Annotated in this window: 22 protein-coding genes and 1 pseudogene; 12 read left to right on the top strand and 11 right to left on the bottom strand. The window is 72.1% G+C overall.

The genetic code is table 11. The features are described from left to right. Positions 1–246: pseudogene (locus I5E_RS26135) on the bottom strand (aminodeoxychorismate lyase); the annotation flags it as partial. A gap of 34 nt (positions 247–280) precedes the next feature. Beyond that, entirely contained in the window at positions 281–631 is a 351-nt protein-coding gene (locus I5E_RS20465; RefSeq protein WP_022908622.1) for a hypothetical protein, read from the bottom strand. A 96-nt stretch (positions 632–727) separates the two neighbouring features. On the opposite strand from I5E_RS20465, the gene I5E_RS25865 reads away from it, so the two are divergent. Then, positions 728–1,264, top strand: coding sequence for an 8-oxo-dGTP diphosphatase (locus I5E_RS25865; protein WP_042724121.1), 537 nt, complete (start codon positions 728–730; stop codon positions 1,262–1,264). Here I5E_RS25865 and I5E_RS20455 read toward each other — a convergent pair. The 3 genes from I5E_RS20455 to I5E_RS20445 all read right to left on the bottom strand — a co-directional run bounded on the left by I5E_RS20455 (position 1,261) and on the right by I5E_RS20445 (position 5,168). Next, a complete protein-coding gene (locus tag I5E_RS20455; RefSeq protein ID WP_022905776.1) occupies positions 1,261–1,545 on the bottom strand; it encodes a hypothetical protein in 285 nt (94 codons plus the stop codon). The genes I5E_RS25865 and I5E_RS20455 overlap by 4 nt on opposite strands. 143 nt (positions 1,546–1,688) lie before the next feature. Beyond that, positions 1,689–3,335, bottom strand: a complete 1,647-nt coding sequence (locus I5E_RS23065) for an ABC transporter permease (protein ID WP_022908620.1) — start codon at positions 3,333–3,335, stop codon at positions 1,689–1,691. Between the two features lie 144 nt (positions 3,336–3,479). Beyond that, positions 3,480–5,168 (bottom strand): cation:proton antiporter, encoded by a 1,689-nt coding sequence (locus tag I5E_RS20445; protein WP_022908619.1) that lies wholly within the window; start codon positions 5,166–5,168, stop codon positions 3,480–3,482. 116 nt (positions 5,169–5,284) lie between these two features. On the opposite strand from I5E_RS20445, the gene I5E_RS20440 reads away from it, so the two are divergent. The 3 genes from I5E_RS20440 (at position 5,285) to I5E_RS20430 (ending at position 8,506) form a co-directional block, all read left to right on the top strand. Further along, positions 5,285–6,541 (top strand): inorganic phosphate transporter, encoded by a 1,257-nt coding sequence (locus I5E_RS20440; protein WP_042724127.1) that lies wholly within the window; start codon positions 5,285–5,287, stop codon positions 6,539–6,541. Further along, the gene (locus tag I5E_RS23060) at positions 6,541–6,837 is read left to right on the top strand and encodes a hypothetical protein (RefSeq protein ID WP_022908617.1); all 297 of its coding nucleotides are present in this window, start codon (positions 6,541–6,543) and stop codon (positions 6,835–6,837) included. Before I5E_RS20440 ends, I5E_RS23060 begins: the two co-directional genes overlap by 1 nt. A 196-nt stretch (positions 6,838–7,033) precedes the next feature. Beyond that, positions 7,034–8,506: an aspartate ammonia-lyase gene (locus I5E_RS20430; RefSeq protein ID WP_042724125.1), complete on the top strand. Its 1,473-nt coding sequence runs from the start codon at positions 7,034–7,036 to the stop codon at positions 8,504–8,506. 58 nt (positions 8,507–8,564) lie between these two features. On the opposite strand, the gene I5E_RS22340 is transcribed toward I5E_RS20430, so the two are convergent. Further along, positions 8,565–9,656 carry a YihY/virulence factor BrkB family protein gene (locus I5E_RS22340; protein ID WP_022908615.1) on the bottom strand — a complete coding sequence of 364 codons (1,092 nt, stop codon included), beginning with the start codon at positions 9,654–9,656 and terminating at the stop codon, positions 8,565–8,567. A 101-nt stretch (positions 9,657–9,757) separates the two neighbouring features. After that, on the bottom strand, positions 9,758–11,080 hold the full coding sequence (locus I5E_RS20420) for an MFS transporter (RefSeq protein ID WP_022908614.1): 1,323 nt from the start codon (positions 11,078–11,080) through the stop codon (positions 9,758–9,760). A gap of 69 nt (positions 11,081–11,149) precedes the next feature. On the opposite strand from I5E_RS20420, the gene I5E_RS20415 reads away from it, so the two are divergent. Genes I5E_RS20415 through I5E_RS20405 form a run of 3 tightly spaced genes read left to right on the top strand, consistent with a single transcriptional unit; the run spans position 11,150 to position 14,660 of the window. Beyond that, positions 11,150–11,521: an FKBP-type peptidyl-prolyl cis-trans isomerase gene (locus I5E_RS20415; RefSeq protein ID WP_022908613.1), complete on the top strand. Its 372-nt coding sequence runs from the start codon at positions 11,150–11,152 to the stop codon at positions 11,519–11,521. Further along, positions 11,521–12,357, top strand: a complete 837-nt coding sequence (locus I5E_RS20410) for an aldo/keto reductase (protein ID WP_022908612.1) — start codon at positions 11,521–11,523, stop codon at positions 12,355–12,357. The genes I5E_RS20415 and I5E_RS20410 overlap by 1 nt, the downstream gene beginning before the upstream one ends. Positions 12,358–12,416: 59 nt before the next feature. Next, positions 12,417–14,660 carry a HelD family protein gene (locus I5E_RS20405; protein WP_022908611.1) on the top strand — a complete coding sequence of 748 codons (2,244 nt, stop codon included), beginning with the start codon at positions 12,417–12,419 and terminating at the stop codon, positions 14,658–14,660. Positions 14,661–14,704: 44 nt separating this feature from the next. Here I5E_RS20405 and I5E_RS20400 read toward each other — a convergent pair whose 3' ends face one another. Continuing rightward, positions 14,705–18,025 (bottom strand): ATPase AAA, encoded by a 3,321-nt coding sequence (locus I5E_RS20400; RefSeq protein ID WP_022908610.1) that lies wholly within the window; start codon positions 18,023–18,025, stop codon positions 14,705–14,707. Between the two features lie 130 nt (positions 18,026–18,155). On the opposite strand from I5E_RS20400, the gene I5E_RS20395 reads away from it, so the two are divergent. The 4 genes from I5E_RS20395 to I5E_RS20380 are packed head-to-tail and all read left to right on the top strand — an operon-like array spanning position 18,156 to position 21,735. Beyond that, positions 18,156–19,028 carry an HpcH/HpaI aldolase/citrate lyase family protein gene (locus tag I5E_RS20395; protein ID WP_022908609.1) on the top strand — a complete coding sequence of 291 codons (873 nt, stop codon included), beginning with the start codon at positions 18,156–18,158 and terminating at the stop codon, positions 19,026–19,028. Positions 19,029–19,038: 10 nt separating this feature from the next. After that, entirely contained in the window at positions 19,039–19,506 is a 468-nt protein-coding gene (locus I5E_RS20390; RefSeq protein ID WP_022908608.1) for a DUF6264 family protein, read from the top strand. A gap of 36 nt (positions 19,507–19,542) precedes the next feature. Continuing rightward, positions 19,543–20,802: an FAD-dependent oxidoreductase gene (locus I5E_RS20385; RefSeq protein ID WP_022908607.1), complete on the top strand. Its 1,260-nt coding sequence runs from the start codon at positions 19,543–19,545 to the stop codon at positions 20,800–20,802. A 54-nt stretch (positions 20,803–20,856) separates the two neighbouring features. Continuing rightward, positions 20,857–21,735, top strand: coding sequence for an aldo/keto reductase (locus I5E_RS20380; protein ID WP_022908606.1), 879 nt, complete (start codon positions 20,857–20,859; stop codon positions 21,733–21,735). Positions 21,736–21,810: 75 nt separating this feature from the next. Here I5E_RS20380 and I5E_RS20375 read toward each other — a convergent pair whose 3' ends face one another. Beyond that, positions 21,811–22,281, bottom strand: coding sequence for a hypothetical protein (locus I5E_RS20375; RefSeq protein ID WP_022908605.1), 471 nt, complete (start codon positions 22,279–22,281; stop codon positions 21,811–21,813). A gap of 131 nt (positions 22,282–22,412) precedes the next feature. Here I5E_RS20375 and I5E_RS20370 point away from each other — a divergent pair, with 131 nt between their 5' ends. Continuing rightward, positions 22,413–23,378 carry an NAD(P)H-quinone oxidoreductase gene (locus I5E_RS20370; protein WP_022908604.1) on the top strand — a complete coding sequence of 322 codons (966 nt, stop codon included), beginning with the start codon at positions 22,413–22,415 and terminating at the stop codon, positions 23,376–23,378. A gap of 6 nt (positions 23,379–23,384) precedes the next feature. Here the strand turns inward: I5E_RS20370 and I5E_RS20365 are convergent, their stop codons facing one another. Further along, positions 23,385–24,161 (bottom strand): amino acid ABC transporter ATP-binding protein, encoded by a 777-nt coding sequence (locus I5E_RS20365; RefSeq protein ID WP_022908603.1) that lies wholly within the window; start codon positions 24,159–24,161, stop codon positions 23,385–23,387. Further along, positions 24,158–24,698: amino acid ABC transporter permease (locus I5E_RS20360; RefSeq protein ID WP_031263315.1), on the bottom strand; the 541-nt coding region annotated here is incomplete at its 5' end. The genes I5E_RS20365 and I5E_RS20360, both read right to left, overlap by 4 nt.

The raw sequence follows: 24,698 nt of genomic DNA, 5'->3' as shown, positions 1-24,698 counted from the left end.
CGGCGCGGGCAGGTCGAGCATCGCTGCCGAACGGGTGAACCGGGCGAGGTGCGGCTCGAGCGCCTGCGGGTGCCCGTCGATGACCGTGATCGTCTCGAACACCCCGTCGCCGCGGATGATCCCGAGGTCCTGCACCTGGATGTGCTCCTCGAGCGGCTTCGCCCACGTGAACGTGTCCGCCGCGGGGTCGTGCGGTGCGGCGTCGCGGGAGGGCTGGTTCAGGACGGCGAGGACGGTTTCGGTCATGGGACCATCCAACCGCAGCCCGACGGCGAGCGGGTCAGCCGGCCTCGGGCAGCGCGCCCATCAGCTTCCACACCGCCGGCGTGAGCTCGGGGTGCTGCAGCGCGATGCGACGCAGGCGGTGGTACTCCTCGCCCATCCGGGTGCCCTGCCCGGAGGCGGGGTGCATCGACCACTGGGCGCTGCGCTGTCCGATCGCGGCGTCGAGCTCGACGGCGTCCGCGCGGAGGATCAGCACGACCTGCTCGTCGACGGTGGGCAGCGTCGGCATGAACTCCCACGGGTCCTCGCCCTGGCGGCTGCGGTGCTCGACGATCATCGAGATCTCCTCGGCCGCCTCGGCGCGCAGCACTTCGAGGCTGCGCCCGGTCCTGCCCGGCTCAGCCATGGTGCCCCCGCAGCACGCCTGCCATGGAAAAAGCGTACGCCACTTCTCGGCAGCGCCCGGACGCCCCAGCGCCGCGGCGTCCGCCACACTGGACGGGTGACTCCACGCGATGCGAGCAAGTCCCAGCACCCCGCCGTGGTCGTGGTCTACCTCGTGCGCGACGGCGCGGCCGGACCCGAGGTGCTCCTCGGCGAGAAGCGGCGCGGCCTCGGCACGGGCCGGCTCGTCGGCCCCGGCGGGAAGCGGGAGCCGGGCGAGAGCGCGGTCGAGACCGCGGTGCGCGAGGTCGCCGAGGAGGTCGGCCTCGGGATCGAGGCAGCCGACCTGGAGGCGCGGGGCACGTTGGACTACCGGTTCCCGTACCGTCCGTCCTGGTCCCAGGTCTCGGACGTCTTCGTCTGCCGCCGCTGGCAGGGCAGCCCGTCGGGCAGCGACGAACTCGAACCGCGCTGGATCCCGGTCGACGCCGTGCCGTACGACGCGATGTGGGACGACGCGAAGTACTGGCTGCCGGGGGTGCTCGGCGGGGGCACGGTGCGGGCGCGGTTCACCTTCGCCGAGGACGACGCCACCGTGTCCGGCTACACCGGCACCGGGGTCGCCGCGCCGTCGGACGCCGAACGGGGCGCCTAGCGGGTCTGCGTGCGGGTGCTGCCGGTGCGGGCTTCCTCGGCGGCGGCGATGACCTCGGCGTCACCGCTCCGGCCACCGAGCGGGCGCACGAAGAAGTCGATGATGCCGAACACGATCGCGCCGATCATCGCGAACATCGCCCAGCCGACGAACAGCCCGGCGACGTTCCGGCCGTCGGCGGGGGCGAGCAGGACGCTCGCGGCGTAGAACCCGACCGTCAGCACGAGGAACACGACGACGACGGTGACGAGGACGCGGTGCCAGGCGATGCGCGGGTTCATCCCCCCAGGATACGCGCCGGCCGTGGCGGATCGGTCCGCCGAGGTACCCCGTGCGCGTGCATCGTGCGACGTTCCACGCGTCCATCGACTCGCGTGGCGTCGGAGTGTGCGCACGCCCGGGGCACGCGACCGCCGCCCGGGACCTAGCGGTCCGCGTGCCGCCCGTGCGGACGCTCACCGGCGCCGTCGACGGCGTGACCCGGTGCGTCGACGCGACCCGGTGCGTCGACGCGACCCGGTGCGTCGACGCGATCCGGTGCCCTGGAGCTGTCGGCCCGTGGGACGGGACGGGTGCGGGGGCCGGTACCGGCGCCTCCCGGACGCTGCGCCGGACCGGGCCGGTCGCTCCGCACCACCGGGATGCGACCCGTGGGCGTCGTCTCGGTCTCGAGCCCGTCGCGGCCGCCCATGAAGACGTCGCCTCCGACGCGCTCGTCCTCCCAGTCGTCGTCGCGGAGGACGCTCAGCGTCCCGGTCTCCGTCGAGGTCAGCCCGTGCCGCTCGAGCTCGGCGTCGCGCTGCTTGCCGAGGAACTCGCGGTTCGCGTTCTGGGCGTCCTGGAACATCGTGGTGCGACCGGTGACGATGGCGCGGATGCGGCGGCGCTCCCACCACTTCTTGCCGAAGTACATGAGGACGAGTCCGGCCCCGGCGTAGCAGGCCATCGTGATGAGGCCGCGCGAGTACGACGGCCCGACGCCGTAGATCTGGTGCTTGATCATGTCGACCATGCTCGAGCCGACGACGACGTGGTTGAGCCACGCGAACGGCTCCGGCATGAACCACTTCGGGTAGGCGCCACCGGACGACGGCATCGACAGGAAGACGAAGCAGATCATGGCCGGCGCGGCGATGAACCGGCCGACGAAGTAGCTCAGGCCGTTGACCGCGAGGCCGATGGCGACGATCCAGCCCCACGCGATGAGGACGAGCGGGACGAAGTGGCCGTGGATCGCGCCGACGACCGGTCCCGCGAGGGTGTTCGTGATGAGCGAGATGACCAGACCGCCGACCACGATGACCGCCATGCGGGTGCGGTGCCGGAGCGGGCCGCCCATGATGCCGATGAACATCGCGACCATGTAGCCGCCGATGCACCAGGCGAGCATGACGTACATGGGGACCGTGCCGTACTCGTCCCATGCGGGGAGCGGGGCGAGCTCGGTCACGGTGGGGGCGGCGACGCCGATGCCCGTCAGGACGGTGCTGAGCGTCACGGGGACGAGCGAGGCGACCTGGAACTGGTGCGCCGTCGCCTTGAAGACCTCGTTCGTCGACGGGTCGTAGGCCACCGCCATGGTGCCCGCGAGCACGTCCCGCTTCGCCTGGGCGAGGGAGTCGTAGGTGTGGAAGAGGTACTCACCGGGGAGCGCCTTCTGCATCGCCTGGACGAGGGTCGGGTCGCTGCCGACGAGGGCCACGGGCACGTCGTGCGGGTGCGGGGCGTGGAAGGCGAAGACGTAGCAGAGGCAGAAGCCGACGATGAAGAACAGCGGCATCCAGAGCTGCAGGCCGATCAGCTGGAGCGAGGGGTGCAGCGTGCCGAACCAGCGGCGGTAGCGGCTGATGCGCTGCGGCTGGGGGACCGGCGCCTGTCGGACACGACCTCCGCCGGTCTGCCCGGTGCGAGCAGGGCGGGTGCCGGCGACCGGGGCGCCGCGTCGGGGCTTCGACCCGCCGCGGGTGGACGGGCGTGTGGCGCGCGGCTTGGGAGCAGCGGACTGCCGCGGCCCTCCGTCACGATCCGGGAGGTCGTTGTTCCTGGGGACGTCGTTCCGCGGCGTGCTCACTCGGCGATGCGCTCCTGTTCTGGGTCGGGCCGCCAGGATACGCCCGGGTCCCTGGCCGCGCCCGGCCTGCGGCCGGCCGGCGGCCCGCGCCTGCCTGGCGGCCTGCGCCCACCCGGCGGCCCGCGCCCGGCCGGCCGCGACCCGTCAGGACCGGCTGCGCGACGCCTGCGCCGAGTCCATCGCGAGCTCCTCGGCGTCGAGGGTCACGAGCACGCGGCGCATGACCTCCTCGTCGAGGTTGCCCTTCTCGCGTTCCTCGAGCACGATCTCGCGCCGCCGGTCGAGGAGCTCGCGCCGGATGTCCTGGATCTGCGCGCCCCGCAGTCGCATCGGGGCGTTCCGCTCCTCGTCCTCCTCCTCGAGCGCGTCCTGACGGAAGGTCTCGACCTGCCGTTCGAGACGCGCCTTCAACCGGTTCACGACGGAGTCGACGGCGTCGGCCCCGTACTGCGCCGACCAGTCCGGACGCCGCTTCTCGAGCAGCTCGATCGCCGCCTCGGTCGTGCGCTGGTTCAACCGCATCTCGCTGCGGACGTCCTCCTCGCCCTCGGCCGGGTCCTGCACCTTGAGTGCCCGGATCACGAACGGCAGCGTGAGTCCCTGCAGCAGGAGGGTCCCCACCGTCACGATGAACGCGATGATGAAGATGGTGTCCTGGGCCTTGATGTCGACGGGGTTCGCCACGACCGACACGGCGGCGGCGAGGGTCACCACGCCGCGCATGCCCGTCCACGAGATCACGGTCAGCTCGCGCCAGTTCAGCTTCGGTTCGGCCGTACCGCGCATCCACCGCAGGGACGGGTGCCCGCGGGACAGCTTGATGCGCAGGGGCCGGAACCACCTGCCGTTGAAGCGGTTGCGGACGTAGGACTCGAACACGAACAGCGGCCGCACGAGGATCACCACGACGAGCACCACCGCGGCGGCGGTGAGGGTCTGCCCGAGGCTCCGTTCGCTCTCGACGAGGTCCTGCACCACGGTGTTGAGCTGGAGGCCGATGAGGGCGAAGACGAAGCCCTCGAGGATGACGTCGATGCTCGTCCAGAGCGGACGCTCCTGCAGTCGGGTCGCGTAGCCCTCCTTCGGCGAGTTGTAGCCGATGTAGAGACCGGCGGTCACCACCGCGATGACCCCGGAGCCGGAGAGGTCCTCGGCGAGGATGTACGCGACGAACGGCAGCAGGATGCTCATGATCGTCTCGACCACCGGGTCGTTGATCCGCATCCGGATCCAGTGCACCGCGACGCCGAGGACGATGCCGACCGCCAGCCCGACGCCGATCGCGAGGCCGAAGATCCCGAGGTCCTGCCAGATCGTCAGCGAGGTGCCCGCCGCGATCAGGGTGAAGACCCGCACGAGCGTCAGGGACGCGGCGTCGTTGATGAGGCTCTCGCCGGACAGCACCGTCATGACGCGGCGGGGGAGCCCGAGCTTCCGACCGATCGCGGCGGCGGACACGGCGTCCGGCGGGGCGACGATCGCGCCGAGCAGGATCGCGGCCGGCCAGTCCATGTCGGGGATGATGATGTACGCCGCGAGCCCGACGGCCAGCGCCGTGATGATCACGAGGAAGATGCCGAGTCGGCGGATCTGCTTGATCGACTGCCGGAAGCTCTGCCACGACACGTCGAGTGCCGCCGAGTAGAGCAGCGGCGGCAGGATGATCGTCAGGATGACCTCGGAGTCGATCTCGATCGGCGGCAGCCCCGGCAGGAACGACGCCGCGAGGGCGACGGCGGTCACGAGCAGGGGCGCCGGCAGTCCCTTGGCCCGGGCGAACCCGGTCACCGCGAGCGATCCGACCAACAGGATGAGGAGCTCGACGGTGTCCATGGCGTCCATTCTTCCATCGGAATGGTTCCGATCCTGAACGACTCCGCAGGCGAGATGAACGACAGGTGAACGACAGGGTTTGCCAGGGGGCGTCCCGCCTGGGACACTTGCCCGCGGTGGACATCACACTCATAGTCGTCCTGGTCATCGCGTTGGCCCTCTTCTTCGACTTCACAAACGGTTTTCACGACACCGCCAACGCGATGGCGACACCGATCGCAACGGGCGCCATGAAGCCCAAGGTGGCCGTCACGGTCGCCGCGGTGCTCAACCTCGTCGGTGCGTTCCTCAGCACCGCGGTGGCGACGTCGATCTCGCACGGCCTCATCAACGAGGGGCCGGGTGGCGTCGCGATCACCCCCGAGATGATCTTCGCGGGCCTCATCGGTGCGGTCGTCTGGAACATGATCACGTGGCTGCGCGGTCTGCCGTCGTCGTCCTCGCACGCGCTGTTCGGCGGGCTCATCGGTGCCGCGATCGTCGGCGCCGGGTTCGACGCCGTGAACTACGCGGCGCTGCTGACGGTGGTGATCATCCCCGCGTTCCTGTCGCCGGTGATCGCGGCGCTGGTGTCGTTCCTCGCGACCCGGATCGCGTACCGGATCACCCGTCGCCCGGTCTTCCCGAACGAGCGCGGCGGCTTCCGCATCGGCCAGGTCTTCACGAGCTCGATGGTGTCGCTCGCGCACGGCACGAACGACGCGCAGAAGACGATGGGCGTCATCACGCTGACGCTGATCGCCTCGGGAGCGCAGTCGACCGAGCAGGGCGTGCAGTTCTGGGTCGTGATCGCCTGTGCGCTCGCGATCGCCCTCGGCACGTACACCGGCGGGTGGCGCATCATCCGCACGCTCGGCTCGGGCATCACCGAGATCCGCGCGACGCAGGGCTTCGCCGCCGAGGCCTCGACGGCGGCGACGATCCTCGCGTCGAGCCACCTCGGGTTCGCGCTCTCCACCACGCAGGTGTCCTCCGGCTCGATCATCGGTGCCGGCCTCGGCCGCCGCGGGTCGAAGATCCAGTGGTCCACCGCGGGCAAGATCGTCATCGCCTGGTTCATCACCCTGCCGGCTGCTGCCGCCGTCGGTGCGGTCGCCTCCGGGATCGCCCTCCTCGGCGTCGGCGGGCTCGTCATCGACGCGGTCGTCGGTGCGGCGGTGATCCTCGGGCTGTACCTGTGGTCGCTCCGGAAGCCGCACGAGCAGGCTGCCGCGATCGAGGTGGACGTCGCCGCCAACGCGGTGTTCACCCGCAAGGAGCTGCGTGACCTGCAGCGGAAGAAGCGCGCCGAGACCGTCGCCGCGCGCCGAGCCGAGCTGAGCCGCGAGCGCACCCTGCGCCGCATGGCCGGTCGCAAGGGAGGACGTCGCTGATGGGTATCGACTGGTTCGCGTTCCTGACGGTCGCGATCGTCTCGCTCGTCGGCGCGTGCTTCGTGGTCACGGTCTACTCGATCGGCCTGCGCTTCTGGAGCGCGGCCGACACCCGCGCCGGCAAGTTCACGGTGAAGGACGACGGCACCATCGGTCCGGCGACGGTCGGGTTCCCGCACCCGTCGAACGTCACGACCGCCGTGCGCTGGCTCCGGACGCTGTCCGTCGCCTGCTTCGTCGTCTCCGGCGCGGCCGTGCTCTACGGCATCTACCTCATCGTCCCGCAGTTCCACTGACCGATCCGGCGCTGACCGGCGTGCGCGCCCTGGGCGCGACCCCCTGACGGCCCGGAGGCGCGGTGCCGGCCCGCACCGCGCCTCCGGGCCGTCTCCGCGTGGGTCCACCGCGCCGCCTGGATCGGGCGCGCGTCGCGACGCGCCCGCCCGGCCCGGGGCCCGGCCCCGACCGGCCGGACGGGCTACCCTCGTGGGCGTGACCGGCAACGAAGCAGCACAGACCCGTACCGAGACCGACTCCCTGGGGTCGCGCGACGTCCCAGCGGACGCGTACTGGGGCATCAACACCCTCCGCGCGCTCGAGAACTTCCCCATCACCTCGGTCCCGATCGCGGTCTACCCGGACCTCGTCGAGGCCCTCGCGACGGTGAAGCAGGCGGCGGCCCGGGCGAACAAGGCGATCGGGGTGCTCGACGCCGAGCGTGCCGACGCCATCGACCGTGCCGCGCAGGAGGTCCGCGACGGTGCGCTGCGCGACCAGTTCGTCGTCGACATCGTGCAGGGCGGCGCCGGTACCTCGACGAACATGAACACGAACGAGGTGCTCGCGAACCGGGCCCTCGAGCTCCTCGGGCGTGAGAAGGGCGACTACGCGTACCTGCACCCGATCGACCACGTGAACCGCAGCCAGTCGACGAACGACACGTACCCGACGAGCATCAAGCTCGCGATGATCCTGGGCGTGCAGCGGCTCACCGAGCAGCTGTCCCTGCTGTCCGACGCCTTCGCCGAGCGTGGGCACGCCTTCGCCGACGTGTTGAAGATCGGCCGCACGCAGCTGCAGGACGCGGTGCCGATGACCCTCGGGCAGGAGTTCACCGGCTTCGCGCACACCATCCAGGAGGACGTCCTCCTGCTCTCCAAGGTCATGCCGCTGCTCGCCGAGACGAACCTCGGCGCGACGGCGATCGGCACCGGGATCACGGCCGACCCCCAGTACCGCGACGAGGTGCGCCGGCAGCTGCAGGTCGCGTCCGGGCTCGACATCGTGACGGCACCGGACCTCATCGAGGCCACGAGCGACGCCGGCGCCTTCATGACCCTGTCCGGCACCGTGAAGCGGAGCGCCGCGAAGCTCTCGAAGATCTGCAACGACCTGCGGCTGCTCGCCTCGGGGCCGCAGGCCGGGCTCGGCGAGATCACCCTGCCCGCGCGCCAGGCGGGGTCGTCGATCATGCCGGGCAAGGTGAACCCGGTCATCCCCGAGGTCGTGAACCAGATCGCGTTCGCCGTCGTCGGCGCGGACACCACCGTCACCATGGCGGCCGAGGGTGGGCAGCTGCAGCTCAACGCCTTCGAGCCGATCATCGCCCACTCGATCCTGCAGTCGCTGCAGTGGATGGCGAGCGGCTGCGCGACGCTCCGGATCAACTGCGTGACCGGCATCGAGGCGAACGAGGCCAAGCTCGCGGCGCAGGTCGACACGAACGTCGGCGTCGTCACCGCGCTCACGCCGTACATCGGGTACGCGGCCGCGGCGTCGATCGCGCACACGGCACTGACGACCTCGACGCCCATCTCGACGCTCGTCACGGCGGCGGGGCTCATGGAGGAGGACCAGGTGCAGCGCGTCCTCAGCCCGGCCCGGCTCTCCGGGATCGAGCTGGCGACGGGGGCGATCCCGGTGGTCACCGAGGAGATGCTCGACCGGGCCGCGCGGGAGCGCTGAGGAGCGGGGGAGCGCGGGAACGCGGAATCGCGGGAGCGCTGAGCCGCGCGCGGCGCGTCTACGGCAGCGGCGGTTCGCCGACCCGCACCTGCCGGGCCATGTCCCGCAGGTGCGCCGCCGCCTCGGCCTCGGCCGGGTCGGCGTCCTCGTCGGCGGCCCGCTGCGCGGCGATCGTCCGGACGTGGTGCGCGGCGGCGATGTCGGCGTCCCGCCACCGGGCGAGCGTGAAGTTCCGCGTGACGTCCCGCAGCGGCAGCCGGATCGACTCGTCGGCCTCGATGCCGGCGAGCAGCTGGCGCATCCGGATCACCTCGGAGTCGAGCTCCCCGCCGACGACGAGCACGAAGTTCGAGATGTACAGGTACACCAGCAGCAGGATCGCGCCACCGAGCCAGCCGTACGCCTTGTTGCCGCCGCCGACCGTCTCGACGTACAGCGAGAACCCGAGTGTCGCCAGCGCCCACGTCACGATCGCGAACCCGGCGCCCGCGGACACCCACCGCAGCTGCGGCGTCTTCACGTTCGGCGTGGCGTAGTAGAGCACCGCCACCATCACCACGAGGTCGGCGGCGAGGATCGGCCACTTCACGACGTTCCACAGGTCGTCGATCCACGGCGCCCAGCCGAACGACCGGATGACGGCGGCGGAGATCGTCGGGGTGCCGAGCAGGATCACGATCGCGATCGCCCCGCCGGCCATCACGAGGAGCGTGACGAGGAGCATCATGCTGCGGAACTTCCAGATGCGCCGACCCTCCTCGACCTCGTACGCGGTGTTCATCGCCCGGCCGAACGCGGTCGCGTAGCCGGAGAGCGACCACAGCGTCAGGACGACCCCGATCGCGAAGCCGAGCCACGGGTTGTCGAGGGTGAGGAGCTGCCGGAGCGGACCCTCGAGGTGCGCGGCCGTCTCGGGGCGCAGGATGAACCCGAGGATGCCGATGATGTCCTCGAGGCTGTCCCCCTGCCGGTCCACGATCGACAGCGCGGACACGACGGTCAGCGTCGTCGGGAACACCGTGAGGAGCGCGAAGAACGTGAGCGACGCCGCCGCGTCGACGACGCGGTGCCGGATCACCGAGTGGTAGGTGCGCCGGACCACGGCGCGGACTCCCGTCCGCTGGAGGTCACGGGATGCGCTGTCCGGCATGCGTTGTACGGTACCCGACGCCTGCGGGCCGGGAGGCGCGTGCCGGGCCCGCACCGCGCCTCCCGTCCGGTGGGTGGTCGCGTCCGGCGGCCGCCCCGGCGTCAGTTCGCGTGCGGATGCCGGGCGTCGTACCGGCGGAAGGACGGCACCGCACGGAGGAGCAGCGCGACCAGGCCGATGATGAGCACGCCGCCGATGATCGGCGGGTACGCGATGCCGGCGGCCACCACGAGCCCCGCGTAGAGGTCGCCGAGCCGCGGGCCCCCCGTCACGACGACGATGAAGATGCCCTGCAGCCGCCCGCGCATGCCGTCCGGCGAGGCCGCCTGCAGGATCGTGTTCCGGAACACCGAGCTGACGTTGTCCGCGCCGCCGGCCGCCGCGAGGAAGAGCGCCGCGAGGCCGAGTGCCGGCAGGATGGCGGTGGTGAACGCGTCGCCCTCGCGGCCGCCGAGCGCGTGGGCGCAGGCGATGACCACGCCGAACGCCGCGATCGCGCCGCCGTACGCGGTGATCGCCCAGCCGACCGCCTCGCCCTGGCGGCGGACGTGCCCGAGCGGACCGGAGAAGACGCTCGAGAGCAGGGCGCCGATCGCGTACGCGGCGGTGAGGGTGCCGACCGTGATCGACCCGCCGCCGATCACGAGCGCGCCGATCGCCGGGAAGAGCACGCGCGGCTGCCCGAACGTCATCGCGACGATGTCGAGCACGAACGTCATGGTGATGTTCCGGGAGCGTCGGAGGAACCGCGCACCCTCGACGAGCGAGCCGAGCCCCGGCCGGAGCGCGTCGCGGTCGGCGGCCATCCGCGGCAGGGTGAACACCCCGAGGAACGCGAAGGTGAACAGCACGACGTCGATCGTGTAGGTCGGGGCGAAGCCGACGGCCGCGATGAGCACGCCCGCGACCGCGGGACCCACCGTGACCTGGAAGCCCGAGGCGATGCCACCGAGGGCGCTCGCCGCGGGGAGCAGGTCGGTGCCGACCAGGCGCGGCACGATCGCCGAGCGCGAGGCGTTGCTGACGGTCGCGGCGACGGCGTTCACCGTGGCGAGCACGTACAGCAGGGCGACGCTGTGGAGCCCGAGCCAGGCGTGCGTGGCGATCAGGGCGACCGCGGCCCAGGCGATGATCGCCGACACGAGGGCGACCGTGCGCCGGTCGAACGCATCCGCCAGCATCCCGCCGTAGAGGCCGGCGACGATCATCGGCAGCAGCGCGATCACGCCGACGAGGGCGACCGCGAAGGTCGAGCCGGTGATGTCGTAGACCTCGAGGCCGACGGCGACGGTCGTCATCTGCGTGCCGATGCCGGCGATCGCGGTCCCGAGCCACAGCCGGGCGAAGGCGGGGGAGCGGCGGAGCGGGGTGAGGTCGGCGAGGAGACGGCGTCGGCGCGCGTCGGTCGGTGTGGATGATGTCACGGTGGAACCATTCTGGGGGCTGGACGGTCGGTGCGCCTGCCGTTGTCCACCTCTGGTTGACTGGCGGGCATGACTGACCTGAACAGCAAGCCCGAGTTCGACGCCCCCGAGGGCCCCGCCCCCACCGAGCTCGTCGTCACCGACATCGTCGAGGGCTCCGGCGACGTGGCCTCCGCCGGGTCGACCGTCAAGGTGCACTACGCCGGCGTCGAGTACGAGACCGGCGAGGAGTTCGACAGCTCGTGGAACCGCGGCGAGCCGATCGACTTCCCGCTCGCGGCCCTGGTGCGCGGCTGGCAGGAGGGCATCCCCGGCATGAAGGTCGGCGGGCGCCGCAAGCTCGTCGTCCCGCCGGAGCTCGCCTACGGCCCCGCGGGCGGCGGCCACTTCCTGTCCGGCAAGACCCTGATCTTCGTCATCGACCTGCTCGGGGTCCGCTGATGCAGGTCGGCGCCCCGACCATCGAGCTGAACGACGGCCACCGCTTCCCGGAGCTCGGCCTCGGCACGTACGGCCTGAACGGCGACGAGGGCGCGGCGGCGGTCGGCACCGCGCTCGCGGGCGGCTACCGTCTGCTCGACACGGCGCTGAACTACGGCAACGAGGACGCCGTCGGCAAGGCCGTCCGCGAGTCCGACGTCGCGCGCGAGGACATCGTCGTGACCTCGAAGCTCCCCGGGCGCCACCACGGCTACGACGAGGCGCACCGGTCCATCGACGAGACCCTGGGCAACCTCGGTCTCGACTCCGTCGACCTGTACCTCATCCACTGGCCGAACCCCTCGGTGGACAAGTTCGTCGACACCTGGAAGGCCTTCGTCGACCTGCGCGACAGCGGCAAGGTGCGCTCGATCGGCGTCTCGAACTTCACGCCGGAGCACCTGCGCCGCATCGTGGACGCGACGGGCGTCGCGCCGGCCGTGAACCAGGTCGAGCTGCACCCGTACTTCCCCCAGGCGGAACTGCGGAAGGTGCACCAGGAGCTCGGCATCGTGACCGAGAGCTGGAGCCCCCTGGCGAAGCGGTCGGAACTGCTCAGCGAGCAGCCCGTCGTCGACGCCGCGGCCGCGCACGGGGTCGCACCCGGCCAGGTCGTGCTCCGCTGGCACGTCCAGATCGGTGCCGTCCCGGTGCCGAAGTCCGGCGACGCGGACCGGCAGCGCGAGAACCTCGACGTCTTCGGCTTCGCGCTGACCGACGACGAGGTGGCGGCGATCTCCGGCCTCGAGCGCGGACGCCTCTGGGACGGCGACCCGGACACGCACGAAGAGATGTAGGAAGTCTCACTTCGGGATGGGGGGACTACACTGGGTTCCCCTGTCCCGAAGGGTTGTGTGTGTCCGAACCGACCGAGATCGACCGCGAGCGCGGCTACGTGGACGGCCTCTTCGGCCGTCTCGACGAGCTGACCGCCGAGGCCGAGCAGCGTCTCGCCGAAACCCGCCGCCAGGCGGTCGGCGGGAACCACCAGAGCCGCAGCGAGCGCGATGCGTACGCCCGGCTCTACGAGGACACCGTCGCGACGCTCGAACGCGTCGGCGACCGGCTGGTGTTCGGTCGGCTCGAGGTGTCCGAACCGGACAGCGACGAGGACGCCTTCCGCTACATCGGCCGCGTGGGCCTGCGGGACCGTGACCACCGTCCGCTCCTGCTCGACTGGCGGGTCCCCGGGGCGAGCGCCTTCTACCAGGCGACCGCGGCGCACCCGATGGGCATGCGCGCCCGTCGGCACCTGACGCTCGACGGCCGCAGCGTCATCGGCGTCGAGGACGAGGTCTTCGATGCCAGCCTCTACGACGACGAGCGCACCCACCTGCAGGGCGAGGGCGCGCTCCTCGCCGCGGTCACGGCGGAGCGCACCGGCCGGATGACCGACATCGTCGCGACGATCCAGGGCGAGCAGGACCGCATCATCCGGTCGCCGCTCGAGGGCGTGCTCATCGTCCAGGGCGGCCCCGGTACCGGCAAGACCGCTGTCGCCCTGCACCGTGCCGCGTACCTGCTCTACTCCTACCGCGAGCGGCTCCGGGGCTCCGGCGTGCTCATGGTCGGCCCGTCGCCGGCGTTCCTCACCTACATCGAGCAGGTGCTGCCGTCCCTCGGCGAGACCGGCGTGGTGATGGCCTCGCTCGGCTCGCTCTACCCGGGCGTGCACGCCACCCGGCACGACCAGCGCGACGTCGCCGCCGTGAAGGGCTCGGCCGAGATGGCGCAGCTGCTCCGTCGTGCCGTGCGGTCCCGCCAGGTCGTCCCGACCGAGTCGGTCACGCTCGACGTCGAGGGGGAGCGGCTCGTCGTGCCGCCCGAGCTCGTCGCCGACGCCATGAAGCGCGCGCAGGACCGCGGGAAGCCCCACAACGCCGCTCGCGTCACGTTCAACAAGATCGCCCTCGACGCGATGACACGCCTGCTCGCCGAGCAGCTCCGTGAGCGCGGGACCACCGTCGACGAGGCGGACGAGAAGGTCCTGCGCGAGGACATCCGCTCGTCGTACGACGCCCGCGTGCTGCTCAACACCGCGTGGCTGCCGCTGCCGCCCGAGAAGTTCCTCGAGGACCTGTACGCCCGACCGAACTGGCTCGCCACGCTCACCCCGCACTGGACCCCGGAGCGCCGGGCACTCCTGCTGCGCGACCGCGGTGCCGACTTCACGGTCGAGGACGTCCCGCTCCTCGACGAGGCCGCCGAGCTCCTCGGCCCGTTCGACCCCACCGGCGGGGCCGCGAAGCGTGCGGCCAAGGCGAGCCGCAACCGCGACATCGAGAACGCCCGCCAGGCGATCGAGAACATGGGGGTCGAGGGCATCGTCACGGCCGAGCAGGTCGCCGGGTCCTTCGCCGAGGGCGGCGACCCCCGTTCCACGGCCGAGCGCGCCGCCGAGGACCGCGAGTGGACCTACGGCCACATCGTCGTCGACGAGGCGCAGGAGCTCTCGCCGATGCAGTGGCGCGTGCTCGCCCGCCGGAACCCGCTCCGGTCGTTCACCATCGTGGGCGACATGGCGCAGGGGTCCTCGCCCGGGGCCGCGCGCACGTGGGACGACGTGGTCGGCGCCCTCGCCCGTCGTCGTCGGGGACGTGCGCCGCTGGTGCCGATCGAGCACCGCGTCGAGGAGCTCACCGTGAACTACCGCACCCCGCGGTCGATCGTGCTCGCCGCAGGTGAGTTCGCCGACGCGGCGGGGTTGACGGTCACGAAGACCGAAGCCGTCCGCGACGGTGACCCCGTGCAGCGCATCACGACCGATCGGGCAGCGGTGCTCGACACGGTCGCCGCGCTCGTCGAGGCCGAACGAGCCGCGATCGGCAGCGGCACGACCGGTGTCATCGTGCCCGAGGCCGACGTCGACGCCGTCCGGGAGCGCTTGGCCCGGACCACGGCGGACGTCCGGTCGCTCGGGTCGCCCCGGCCGGGGTCCGTCACGGTGCTCACGGGTGCCGATGCGAAGGGCCTCGAGTTCGACGGCGTGCTGCTGGTCGATCCGGAGCGGGTCGGACAGGACGCGGCACGTGCGGCTGCTGCCGTGTACGTCGCCATGACGCGCCCGACGCGTCGCCTGACCGTCGTCGACGTCACCTGAGGGCCGCCCGCGGCACGTCGTGCGCGCGTCGTGCGTCGCGCGGGTCACTTCGTGAGCAGGAATGGTCGGGTGCGCGCGGGCGACCCGACCATTTCTGAGAAGACCACGCGGTCGCGGCTCTGGGCGACGGACTGCTCGAGCGTCGCGACGATGAACGGCTCCGCGCGGTCGCCGATGACGAACTCGGTGAGGTCCTTGTGCCCCTGGGCTGCGGTGAGCACCGCCTGCTCGACGCGGACCGCGTGCTTCGCCGACGCGGTGATGACCATGAGCGACTCGGTCGGACGGGTGCGGGCGTGGTCCATGACGAGCCGGACGACACGGTCCACCTCGGCGTCGACGCTCTCGACCGCTCCGGACTCCGGGTCCGGCACGGCCTTGCCGTCGCTGACGTAGTCGAGCGCGATCGAGCCGTGCCCGAGGAACGAGCCGGCCCACGGGAGCGACTCGATGCGACCGCCGTAGAAGCGACGGTTGACGAGCTCGGCCAGGTCCTCGCCGCCGGCCCGGTACGAGCGCGTGAGCGACAGCGTCGGCAGGAGCGTGGAGAGCTTGGCGAGCGCGGAGTCGGCGTGGAAGGCGTCGAGCGTGCCCTCGTCGACCTGCAGCGCACGGTGCGCCGGGTCGACGGCGATCCGGAACGGCGACGGGGTCTGCGTGACCGGGTCACCGAACACGACGGTCTGTCGGGCGCGACGGACCGCACCGACCGTCTCGGCGATGGTGACGGCACCGGCGTCGACGAGGATGACCGTGTCGAAGGGCATCGTGTCGGCGATCTGCGACACCTCGTACGGGCTCGCGAGCCAGACGGGCGCGATGGACCGCGACAGGTGCGGCGCGGAGTCCTGCAGCAGACGCGAGGTGATCGCGCCCTCCTTGAGCTGCGTCTTCAGGGCGGTGGCCTCGTCCGGCCAGTCGACGAGTCCGACCTTCCAGTTCTCGGCGAGCTGCCACGCGAGGCCCTGGGAGACCCCGGCCGCGTGGGCGTCGTCCACGAGCCGGAAGTCGGCCTCGACCCGGTCGAGCATGTCGGTGTTCGCACCGAGCAGCGCCCGGTCGGACTCGAGCATCGTCTCGAGGGCGGACTGCCACCACGCGAGCTCGAGCTCGGCGGGCACGTGGGTGTCCGGCACGTGCCGGTTCGCCAGGTCCGTGATGAGCGGCTCGAGCTGCAGGTCGCGCAGGGTCTGCATGAGCTCGGTGCGTTCCTGCAGGTTGTGCAGGACGTCGGACTCCTCGGCGAGGCGGGCGATCGTCGGGACGAGCTCGTCGATCGGCACGTTCGCCAGCTGGGTCTCACGGGCGGTGCGGCCGAGCGGCTCGTCGAGGCGCGCGAGGTCCTCCACCACGTTCGAGAACAGCACCTGGACGTCCGCGATGCCGGTGGGCACCTCGGGGTTCACCCCGGCGGCGACGTACCGCTGCCACAGGACGCGCTGCTGCTGCACGCGGGTGAGCGCCTCGTGCAGGTCGGACACGTGCACACCCGGGCGGACGTACTCGCGGGCGAGCTTCTTCAGCCGGCGCCGGTTCGTCGACGACATCGGCGCGCCCTCGCCCCGGGGGGCCGTGGCGGCGACGAGCTCGGAGACCGAGCGGTCGAAGACGACGGGCAGGAAGCGGTCGAGCGTGTCGCGGATCTCGGTGAGCAGGCGCAGGTAGATGCCGAGCTCGTTGATCGTCGTGAACTGCCGCATGTGGGTGGTGGCGACGAGGTCGTGGGCGCGGCGGAGCAGGGTCGGCAGCGCGTCGGCGTCGAGGTCCTTCGCGATCCGGTGTGCCCGCTGAGCACCGTCGCTGGTGGAGAACTTCGCGCCGTACCAGGGCGAGTCGTCGGGGCCGTAGCGGAACTCGCCGAGGTTCGCCGCGCTGACCATCGTCTCGGCGACGCGCGAGCGTCCCTCGACCATGCTCGTCACCGACGTCGCGGACAGGCGCGCGGTCGTCGACGGCGGGACCGGCAGCAGCGACAGGCGGGAGAGCTCGACGAGGCAGTCGAGCACCGAGACCCGGAAGTCCGGGTCGACGCGGGTCAGCGAACCGCGGTAGTCCTTCAGCACCTTGCGGAGCCGGACCAGGGCGTCGTCGACCTCGCGCAGGTTCGGACGAGACGCCTTCTCGTTGCGGGCGATCGCGCGGACGACGTCACGGCGGAGGGTGCCGGGGGTGACCGCGACACCGGGGAGCTGGACCTCGGCGAAGCGCGCCGCGATGCCGCGGAGGGTCGCCCGGCGCGGGCTGACCACGAGCACGCGCTTGTTCGCCGCGACGAGACCGCCGAGCGCGTTCACGATCGTCTGCGTGCCACCGGTGCCGGGGAGGGTCTTCACGACGATCGAGTTGCCGGCCGTGATCTGCGCGATCACGTTCTCCTGCTCGTCGTCGGCGTCGAGCAGGAGCGTGTCGGTCTCCGGGCTCCGCTCGTCCGACGGGGTCTGCTCGACCGGGTGGTAGGACTGCTCGACCTGCCACTTGGCGCTGGGGTTGCCGGCGAGGGCGTCGAGCACGGGGTGCGACAGGTCCTCGGTGTCCTCGACCATGCCGGTCGCGACCTCGGCGAAGGTCGACACGACGAGGCGTGCGTGCACCGAGAAGCCCGGGATGTGCGCGGTGAGGCCGCGCAGCCGGTCGATGACGGGGTTCGGCGTGAACGAGCCGTCCTGCTGGGCCAACGCCACGAAGGACTGGGCGTCGAGGATGACGCCGAACTGCTCGTGCAGGGCGTCGGCGAGGCCGGGGTTCAGGACGGGCTCGCCGAGCAGGCGGACCTCGAAGTCGCGGCCGTGCCGACGGATCGCGAGCGGACGCAGCAGGACCGGTCCGCGGAACTGCTCGTCGCCGTGCTGCCAGTCGGCCATGCCGATGCCGAGCTCGACGGCGTCGATGCCGCGCACGGTGGACAGCTCGGTGCCCTTGGCCTCGACGTGACCGGCGGCGATGCGGGCAGCACGGAGCGCCACCTCGTCGCGGATCAGGCTCGACAGGAGCGTCGTCTTGCCGGTGATGAACTGTGCGAGGCCACCAGGGTGCGTCGTCGAGAGCTCGATGCGGGCACGCGGGTGGTCGCTGAAGTGCGTGAGGGGGCTCGTGCCGCCGACGCCGGCGAGCTGGCCGCGCCAGACGTCCCACACCGGCTCGGCGGCGTTGCCGGCCTGGAGGCGCGGGTCACCCAGGCTGATCGCCTGCGGACTCGTCAGCTGGAGTTCCGGGCGCAGGGTGCGATCGGGTTCGTCCGTCACGGCGGTCTCTTCCTGCTGCCCCCGCTGGTCCTGCTCCCCCTGCTGTCCGTCCCGCCCGTCCGCGGGCGCGTCGGCGCCCTCGACGGGGACGTCGTCGTTCACGTCGTCCTCGCCGTCGGTCACCCTGTCCGCTCGCCACACATCCGACACTGTAGGCGGAAGCGGGCTGGCACTCTGGCAATGACCCGAGGTTTCGGACTTTCCGGACCCCGCCGACGCGCGACCGGGCGCGCCGGTGTGGTACCAACGGGGCATGGCCATCGACGACCGCACCGCCCCTCCCACCCCCACGCCGAACCGGCGTCGATCGGTCCCCGCCGAGATCTCACGCTCGTGGCTCCTCGTCGCCGGCACCGCCGCCGACCGCTTCGAGAAGGCCCAGCGGTCCCGTGCCGACCAGATCATCCTCGACATCGAGGACGCGGTGGACCCGGCGGCGAAGCCGGAGGCCCGCGGCACCGTGGCGTCCTGGCTCGCGGGCGGCGGCGAGGCCTGGGTGCGGATCAACGACGTGACGACGGACTTCTGGGCCGACGACGTCGAGGAGCTCCGGGGCCTGCCGGGGCTGCAGGGCGTGATGCTCGCGAAGACCGAGTCCCCGGCGCAGGTCACCGACACGTGGCACCGGCTCGGCGGGCAGACCCCGGTGATCGCCCTGGTGGAGTCGGCGCTCGGCATCGAGGAGTCGGTCTCGATCGCGAAGGCACAGGGCGCGTTCCGCCTGGCGTTCGGCTCGGGCGACTACCGACGCGACACCGGGACGAGCGCGGACACGCTCGCGATGGCGTACCCGCGCTCGAAGCTCGTCGTGGCCTCGCGCGTCGGTGACCTGCCCGGACCGATCGACGGCCCGACGGTGGGGTCGTCGCACCCGATCCTCCGCGAGCAGTCCCAGGTCGCGGTCTCGCTCGGGCTGACCGGCAAGCTGTGCCTCGACACCGAGCAGCTGCCGGTCATCAACGAGGTCATCTCCCCCACGCCGACCGACGTCGCCTGGGCGCAGGACTTCCTCGACGACTTCGAGGCACGGGGCCGCGTCATCCGTGACGGCTCCGACCTGCCCCGACTCGGGCGCGCGCAGAAGATCCAGCGCCTCGCACAGGCGTTCGGCGTCGAGGCGCGGTAGGACTGCAGCCATGACCTGGTCCAACGTCCCCGGCGGCCCGCCGCAGTCCTCGCCCGACCCCCGGGACCCGCAGCGCGGCGCCTGGGAGCGGGGCGGCACGACGCTCTTCCCACCCGCGAAGCTCGCCGACCGGATCTCGACCGTGCTGCTCCTGGCGTTCGGCGCGGTGATGACGATCGTCACCGCGGTCGTCGGGATCATCGCGGTCGTGTCGGCGACCGCCACGTGCGACGCCACGTCCGGGTGCACACCCGGCGGCTACCTCGGCGGGGCGGCGATCGCGGTCGGTGGCGCCTTCGTCGTCGGCGTCGCGACGCTCGTGCTGTCGATCGGCGCGTGGATCCGCCGGCGGTCGTCGTGGTGGATCGCCGCGATCGGGTTCGTGCTCGCGATCGTCGTGATCGCGTGGGGCGGCGTGGTGTTCGCGGACGCCGCCGACGGCCCGTCGGCCTCGTCCTCGGTCTCCGCGAGCGCGTAGGGCGCACGTCGCTCCGATCGGCGTAGCGTCCCCGGCATGGTGACGGTCTCGCGGACGACGGTCGCGGTGGTCGGCGGCGGCCCCGCCGGGGTCGTCCTCGGCTTGCTGCTCGCCCGCGCCGGCATCGCCGTCCGGGTCGTCGAGAAGCACGACGACTTCAACCGGGACTTCCGCGGTGACACCGTGCACGCGTCGACGATCCGGCTGCTCGACGAGCTCGGACTCGGTGCCCGCTTCCGGCGCCTGCCGCAGTCGCGCCTCGACGACTTCTCCCTGCCGATGCCGGACGGGTCACGGCTGCTGCTCGGCGACTTCTCCCGCCTGCGACCCCCGTACGACCACGTGGCGATGGTGCCGCAGTGGGACCTGCTCGACCTGCTCGTCACCGCCGCGCGCGAGGAACCGTCGTTCCGGATCTCGATGGGCCTCGCGGCGACCGGCACCATCGAGGAGAACGGGGTGGTGACGGGCGTGCACCTCCGCCCGTACCGCGATCCCGACGGCCCCGTCGAGGAGCTCCGCGCCGACGTGGTGATCGCCGCGGACGGCCGCGACTCGGTGCTCCGCGACGCCACCGGTCTCCGCCCGCGGTCGTTCCCGGTACCGTTCGACACGTGGTGGTTCCGGCTCCCCCGCGAGCCCGGCGACCAGGCCACCGCGCTCGTCCCGGCGTTCTCCGGCACGGACGTCCTGCTGAGCTTCCCCCGACCGGAACACCACCAGGTCGCGTACTTCGCCCCGAAGGGCTCGGACGCCGCGCTCCGCGCCGAGGGGCTGGCGTCCTTCCGGGAACGCGTCGCCAGGCTCCGACCGGACTTCGCCGACCGGGTGGACGCGATCGCCTCGATGGACGACGTGCACGTGCTCGACGTCCGGATGGACCGGCTCCCCCGGTGGTGGCGTCCGGGGCTGCTCTGCATCGGCGACGCCGCGCACGCCATGTCCCCCGCGGGCGGCGTCGGCATCAACCTGGCGGTGCAGGACGCCGTCGCGACGGCCGCGGTCCTGGCCCCGGCGCTCGGGCGCGGACTCCGCGGCGCAGCCCTCGACGGCACCCTCGCCGCCGTGCAGCGTCGCCGGACCCCACCGGCGGTCGTGGTGCAGGCGGCGCAGGCGGTGCTGCACCGGGTGGTGTTCGCCCGGGCCTTCGCGGGTGCGCTCCGGGACGGGCCGCCCCTGCTCCCCGTCCTGCTCGCCCGGTACGTGCCGCCGGTGCGGGGGCTCTACGCGCGGGGGATCGCCTTCGGTCCGCTCCCCGAGCACGCACCCTCGTGGGCGCGACGTCCGACGGTGTGACCGGCCCCTGACGCACCTGGGCGCGTGCACGCCCCTCCGGCGCATGCTGGGGGCATGAAGCAACGAGTCATCGGAGACGTGTCGGTCAGTGCCATCGGACTGGGCGGCATGCCCATGTCCATCGAGGGGCGTCCGGACGAGCGGCAGGCGGTCGCGACGATCCACGCGGCGCTCGAAGCGGGCGTGACGCTCATCGACACCGCCGACGCCTACCACCTGGCCGCCCACGACGAGGTGGGGCACAACGAGGAGCTCATCGCCAAGGCCGTGCGCGGCTTCCACGGCGACACCTCGGACGTCCTCATCGCCACCAAGGGCGGACACCTCCGCCCGGAGCCCGGCGCCTGGGCCCAGGACGGCCGTCCCGAGTACCTCAAGGAGGCCGCGAAGGCCTCGGCGAAGCGCCTCGGAGTCGACGCGGTCGGGCTCTACCAGTTCCACCGTCCCGACCCGGCCGTGCCGTACGCCGACTCGATCGGCGCGCTCGCCGAGCTCCTCGACGAGGGCGTCATCCGGATGGCCGGCATCTCGAACGCCGATCCCGACCAGATCCGCACGGCGAACGAGGTCCTCGGCGGTCGGCTCGCCTCGGTGCAGAACCAGTTCTCCCCGAAGTTCCGTTCGAGCGAACCGGAACTCGCGCTGTGCGACGAGCTCGGCATCGCGTTCCTGCCGTGGAGCCCCCTCGGCGGCATCGCGAACGCCGCGACCCTCGGCACCGCCTACGAGGACTTCGCCACCATCGCCCGCGACCGCGGCGTCACCCCGCAGGTCGTCGCGCTGGCGTGGGAGCTGCAGAAGAGCGACGTCGTCGTCCCGATCCCCGGCGCCTCGCGGCCGCAGTCGATCCTCGACTCGGTGACTGCCGCGACGGTCAAGCTCCGTCCGGAGGACGTCGCCCGCCTGGACGCGTCGCGACCGGCGGCTGCGTAGACGACGCGACCCGCGCCTCCAGGACGGTCCGTGACGGTCCAGGAGGCGCGGGTCGCGCGCGCGTGTCGGCCAGCGTCAGGACTGGCAGACCTGCTGGAACTCCTTGCCGGTGGTCTCCAGCTTCTGGAGGCCCTCGGTGAAGCCGGAGCTCGACAGCGCGGACGGGTCCTTCGAGGCGGCGAGCTCCTTCGTCATGCCGACGAAGTCCGAGAAGGCGCCGGCGAACGCATCGGTCTTCGGCTTCACCTCGGTGTTCGTCACCTTGTCGGCGCTCTCCTTCAGCGTGGCGTCGAACTCGTCGAGCTTCGCCATCGCGGCCTGCGGGTCGCTCTGCAGCTCGGTGAGCTGCGACTGCATGCCCTTGGTGGCGTCGGTGACCTCGGTCGTGAACAGCTTGCATGCCTCGGCCTTGGTCTGGGTCGCGGTCGGCGTCGACTCGGCGGCCGTCGTGGCGTCGGACCCCGAACCCGAGCCGCCGGCCGAGCAGCCGGTGAGGAGTGCGACGGCGATGACGGCCGTGGTGAGCGAGACGAGTTTCGTGCGCATGGTGATGGTCCCCCGGAGATCGTGCCCGCGACCCCGGACGGGGTGCGGATCCGCATCGAGGCTACATGGGAGACGCACAGGAGGGACGGGCCCACGGGGACGGCTCACCGGCCCTGAGTACCGTCGGGTGCATGCGAGCGATCACCTCCGAGCACGGCACCCTCGACCTGCACGACGTCCCGGACCCGGTCCCCGGCGCCGGTGCGGTCCTGATCGAGGTCGCCGCCGCCGGCGTGAACAACGCCGACCTGCAGCAGGCCGCCGGCAACTACCCGCCGCCGCCCGGTGCCTCCGACGTCCTCGGGCTCGAGGTGTCCGGCGTGGTCCGCGCGCTCGGTGACGGCGTCGACGGGTTCGCCGTCGGCGACCGGGTCTGCGCCCTGCTGTCCGGCGGCGGCTACGCGTCGCTCGTCGTCGCCCCGGCCACCCAGGTGCTGCCGGTCCCGGACGGGGTCGACCTCATCGCGGCCGCCGGGCTGCCGGAGGCCGCGTGCACGGTGTACTCGAACGTCGGCATGCTCGCCGGGCTCCGACCGGGGCAGACCCTGCTCGTGCACGGCGGCACCGGCGGGATGGGGTCGCACGCGGTGCTCTGGGCGAAGGCGCTCGGCGCTCGGGTCGTCGCCACGTCCGGCGGCGAGCGGAAGGTCCGGGCGTCACGGGAGCTCGGCGCCGACCTCGTGGTGGACCACCGCACCGAGGACTTCGTCGCGCGCACGCTCGCGTTCACCGACGGCCGCGGGGTCGACGTGGTGCTCGACGTCGTCGGACCCGACTACCTGGCGCGGAACCTCGAGGTCCTCGCCCCGAACGGGCACGTCGCCGTGATCGCCTCGGGCAGCGGGAGCACTGCCGAGCTCGACCTCGGCGCGATGATGCGGAAGCGGGCGACGATCAGCGCGACGACGCTCCGTGCCCGCCCCCTCGACGAGAAGGCCGCGATCGTCGAGGCCGTCCGGCGCGACGTCTGGCCGTTCGTCGCCGACGGCCGGGTGCGTCCGGTGGTCGACTCGGTCCTGCCCCTCGACCAGGCCGCCGAGGCCCACCGCCGGGTCCGCGACGGCGAGGTCGTCGGGAAGGTGCTGCTGACGCCCTAGGCGCGGTCAGGCGTGGACGCGGGCGAGGAACGCGACGAGGGCCGGGTGCTGCGGCGCGTCGAGGACGTCGGCGGGGGCGCCCTGCTCCACGACCTCGCCGCGGTGCAGGAACACGATCCGGTCCGCCACGTTCCGCGCGAAGTGCATCTCGTGCGTGGTCATCAGGATCGTCGATCCCTGACGCTTGAGCTCGGTGACGAGGTCGAGCACCTCGCCGACGAGCTGCGGGTCGAGGGCGCTCGTGACCTCGTCGAGCAGCAGGAGCTCGGGGTCGGACGCGATCGCCCGGACGATGGCGACGCGCTGCTGCTGCCCGCCGGAGAGCCGGTCCGGGTACGCCCCGGCGAAGTCGGCGAGACCGATCCGGTCGAGCAGCCGCCGCGCGGTCGCCTCGGCCGAGGCCTTGCCGACGCCGTGCACCTGTCGCGAGGCGAGCGTCACGTTGTCGAGCACGCTCATGTGCGGGAACAGGTTGAACTGCTGGAACACGACGCCGATCCGCGCCCGGGTCGCGTCGACGTCGATCCGCGGGTCCGCGATGTCCGTGCCCTGCAGCAGGATCTCGCCGTCGTCGATGCCCTCGAGCAGGTTGACCGTCTTGAGGAGGGTCGACTTGCCGGAGCCGGACGCGCCGATGACGCAGATGACCTCGTGGCGGTGCACCGCCAGGTCGATCCCGCGCAGCACCTCGTGCTCACCGAAGGACTTGCGCACCCCGCGCAGCTCGAGGACGCGAGCCGACGTGTCGGGCGCGACCCGCGCCTCCTGGCTGACCTCGCTCACACGGTCCCTCCGATCTGCTCACGGCGCTGCTGCCGGCGCGCGATCGCGTCCGTGACGCGGATCAGCGGCAGGCTGATCAGCACGAACAGCAGACCGGCGACGAAGTACGGCGTGAAGTTGTAGGTCTCCGCCTGGGCGATCTGTGCCGACCGGACGGCGTCGACGGCGCCGAGGATCGACACGAGGCCGACGTCCTTCTGCATCGAGACGAAGTCGTTCATGAGCGCGGGGGTGACCTTGCGGATCGCCTGCGGGAGCACGACCAGGCGCAGGGTCTTCGCGTGCGACAGCCCCAGCGACCGGGCCGCGAGACGCTGCGACGGGTGCACGGCCTCCATGCCGGCGCGGAGCACCTCGGCGATGTACGACGAGTACGTCAGGATGATCGCGATCGTGCCCCAGACCTCGGCGGGCAGGCGGGGGAAGACCCCGAGCCCCGGGATCCCGTAGCCGACCAGGTACAGCACGATGATGAGCGGCAGACCGCGGAACAGGTCGGTGTACCCGGTGGCGAGCATCCGCAGCGGGAAGAACACC

This window comes from Curtobacterium sp. B18, assembly GCF_000333375.1.
In the GTDB taxonomy this organism is placed as follows: Bacteria; Actinomycetota; Actinomycetes; order Actinomycetales; family Microbacteriaceae; genus Curtobacterium.
Note: the sequence above shows the minus strand (reverse complement) of the source record. Positions and strands in the feature narration are given on the sequence as shown.

Coding starts and splice junctions, on each gene's coding strand:
- I5E_RS20465 (WP_022908622.1), bottom strand. CDS start 631: ATGGCTGAGCCGGGCAGGACCGGGCGCAGCCTCGAAGTGCTGCGCGCC.
- I5E_RS20455 (WP_022905776.1), bottom strand. CDS start 1,545: ATGAACCCGCGCATCGCCTGGCACCGCGTCCTCGTCACCGTCGTCGTC.
- I5E_RS20445 (WP_022908619.1), bottom strand. CDS start 5,168: ATGGACACCGTCGAGCTCCTCATCCTGTTGGTCGGATCGCTCGCGGTG.
- I5E_RS23060 (WP_022908617.1), top strand. CDS start 6,541: ATGGGTATCGACTGGTTCGCGTTCCTGACGGTCGCGATCGTCTCGCTC.
- I5E_RS22340 (WP_022908615.1), bottom strand. CDS start 9,656: ATGCCGGACAGCGCATCCCGTGACCTCCAGCGGACGGGAGTCCGCGCC.
- I5E_RS20415 (WP_022908613.1), top strand. CDS start 11,150: ATGACTGACCTGAACAGCAAGCCCGAGTTCGACGCCCCCGAGGGCCCC.
- I5E_RS20410 (WP_022908612.1), top strand. CDS start 11,521: ATGCAGGTCGGCGCCCCGACCATCGAGCTGAACGACGGCCACCGCTTC.
- I5E_RS20395 (WP_022908609.1), top strand. CDS start 18,156: ATGGCCATCGACGACCGCACCGCCCCTCCCACCCCCACGCCGAACCGG.
- I5E_RS20390 (WP_022908608.1), top strand. CDS start 19,039: ATGACCTGGTCCAACGTCCCCGGCGGCCCGCCGCAGTCCTCGCCCGAC.
- I5E_RS20385 (WP_022908607.1), top strand. CDS start 19,543: ATGGTGACGGTCTCGCGGACGACGGTCGCGGTGGTCGGCGGCGGCCCC.
- I5E_RS20380 (WP_022908606.1), top strand. CDS start 20,857: ATGAAGCAACGAGTCATCGGAGACGTGTCGGTCAGTGCCATCGGACTG.
- I5E_RS20375 (WP_022908605.1), bottom strand. CDS start 22,281: ATGCGCACGAAACTCGTCTCGCTCACCACGGCCGTCATCGCCGTCGCA.
- I5E_RS20370 (WP_022908604.1), top strand. CDS start 22,413: ATGCGAGCGATCACCTCCGAGCACGGCACCCTCGACCTGCACGACGTC.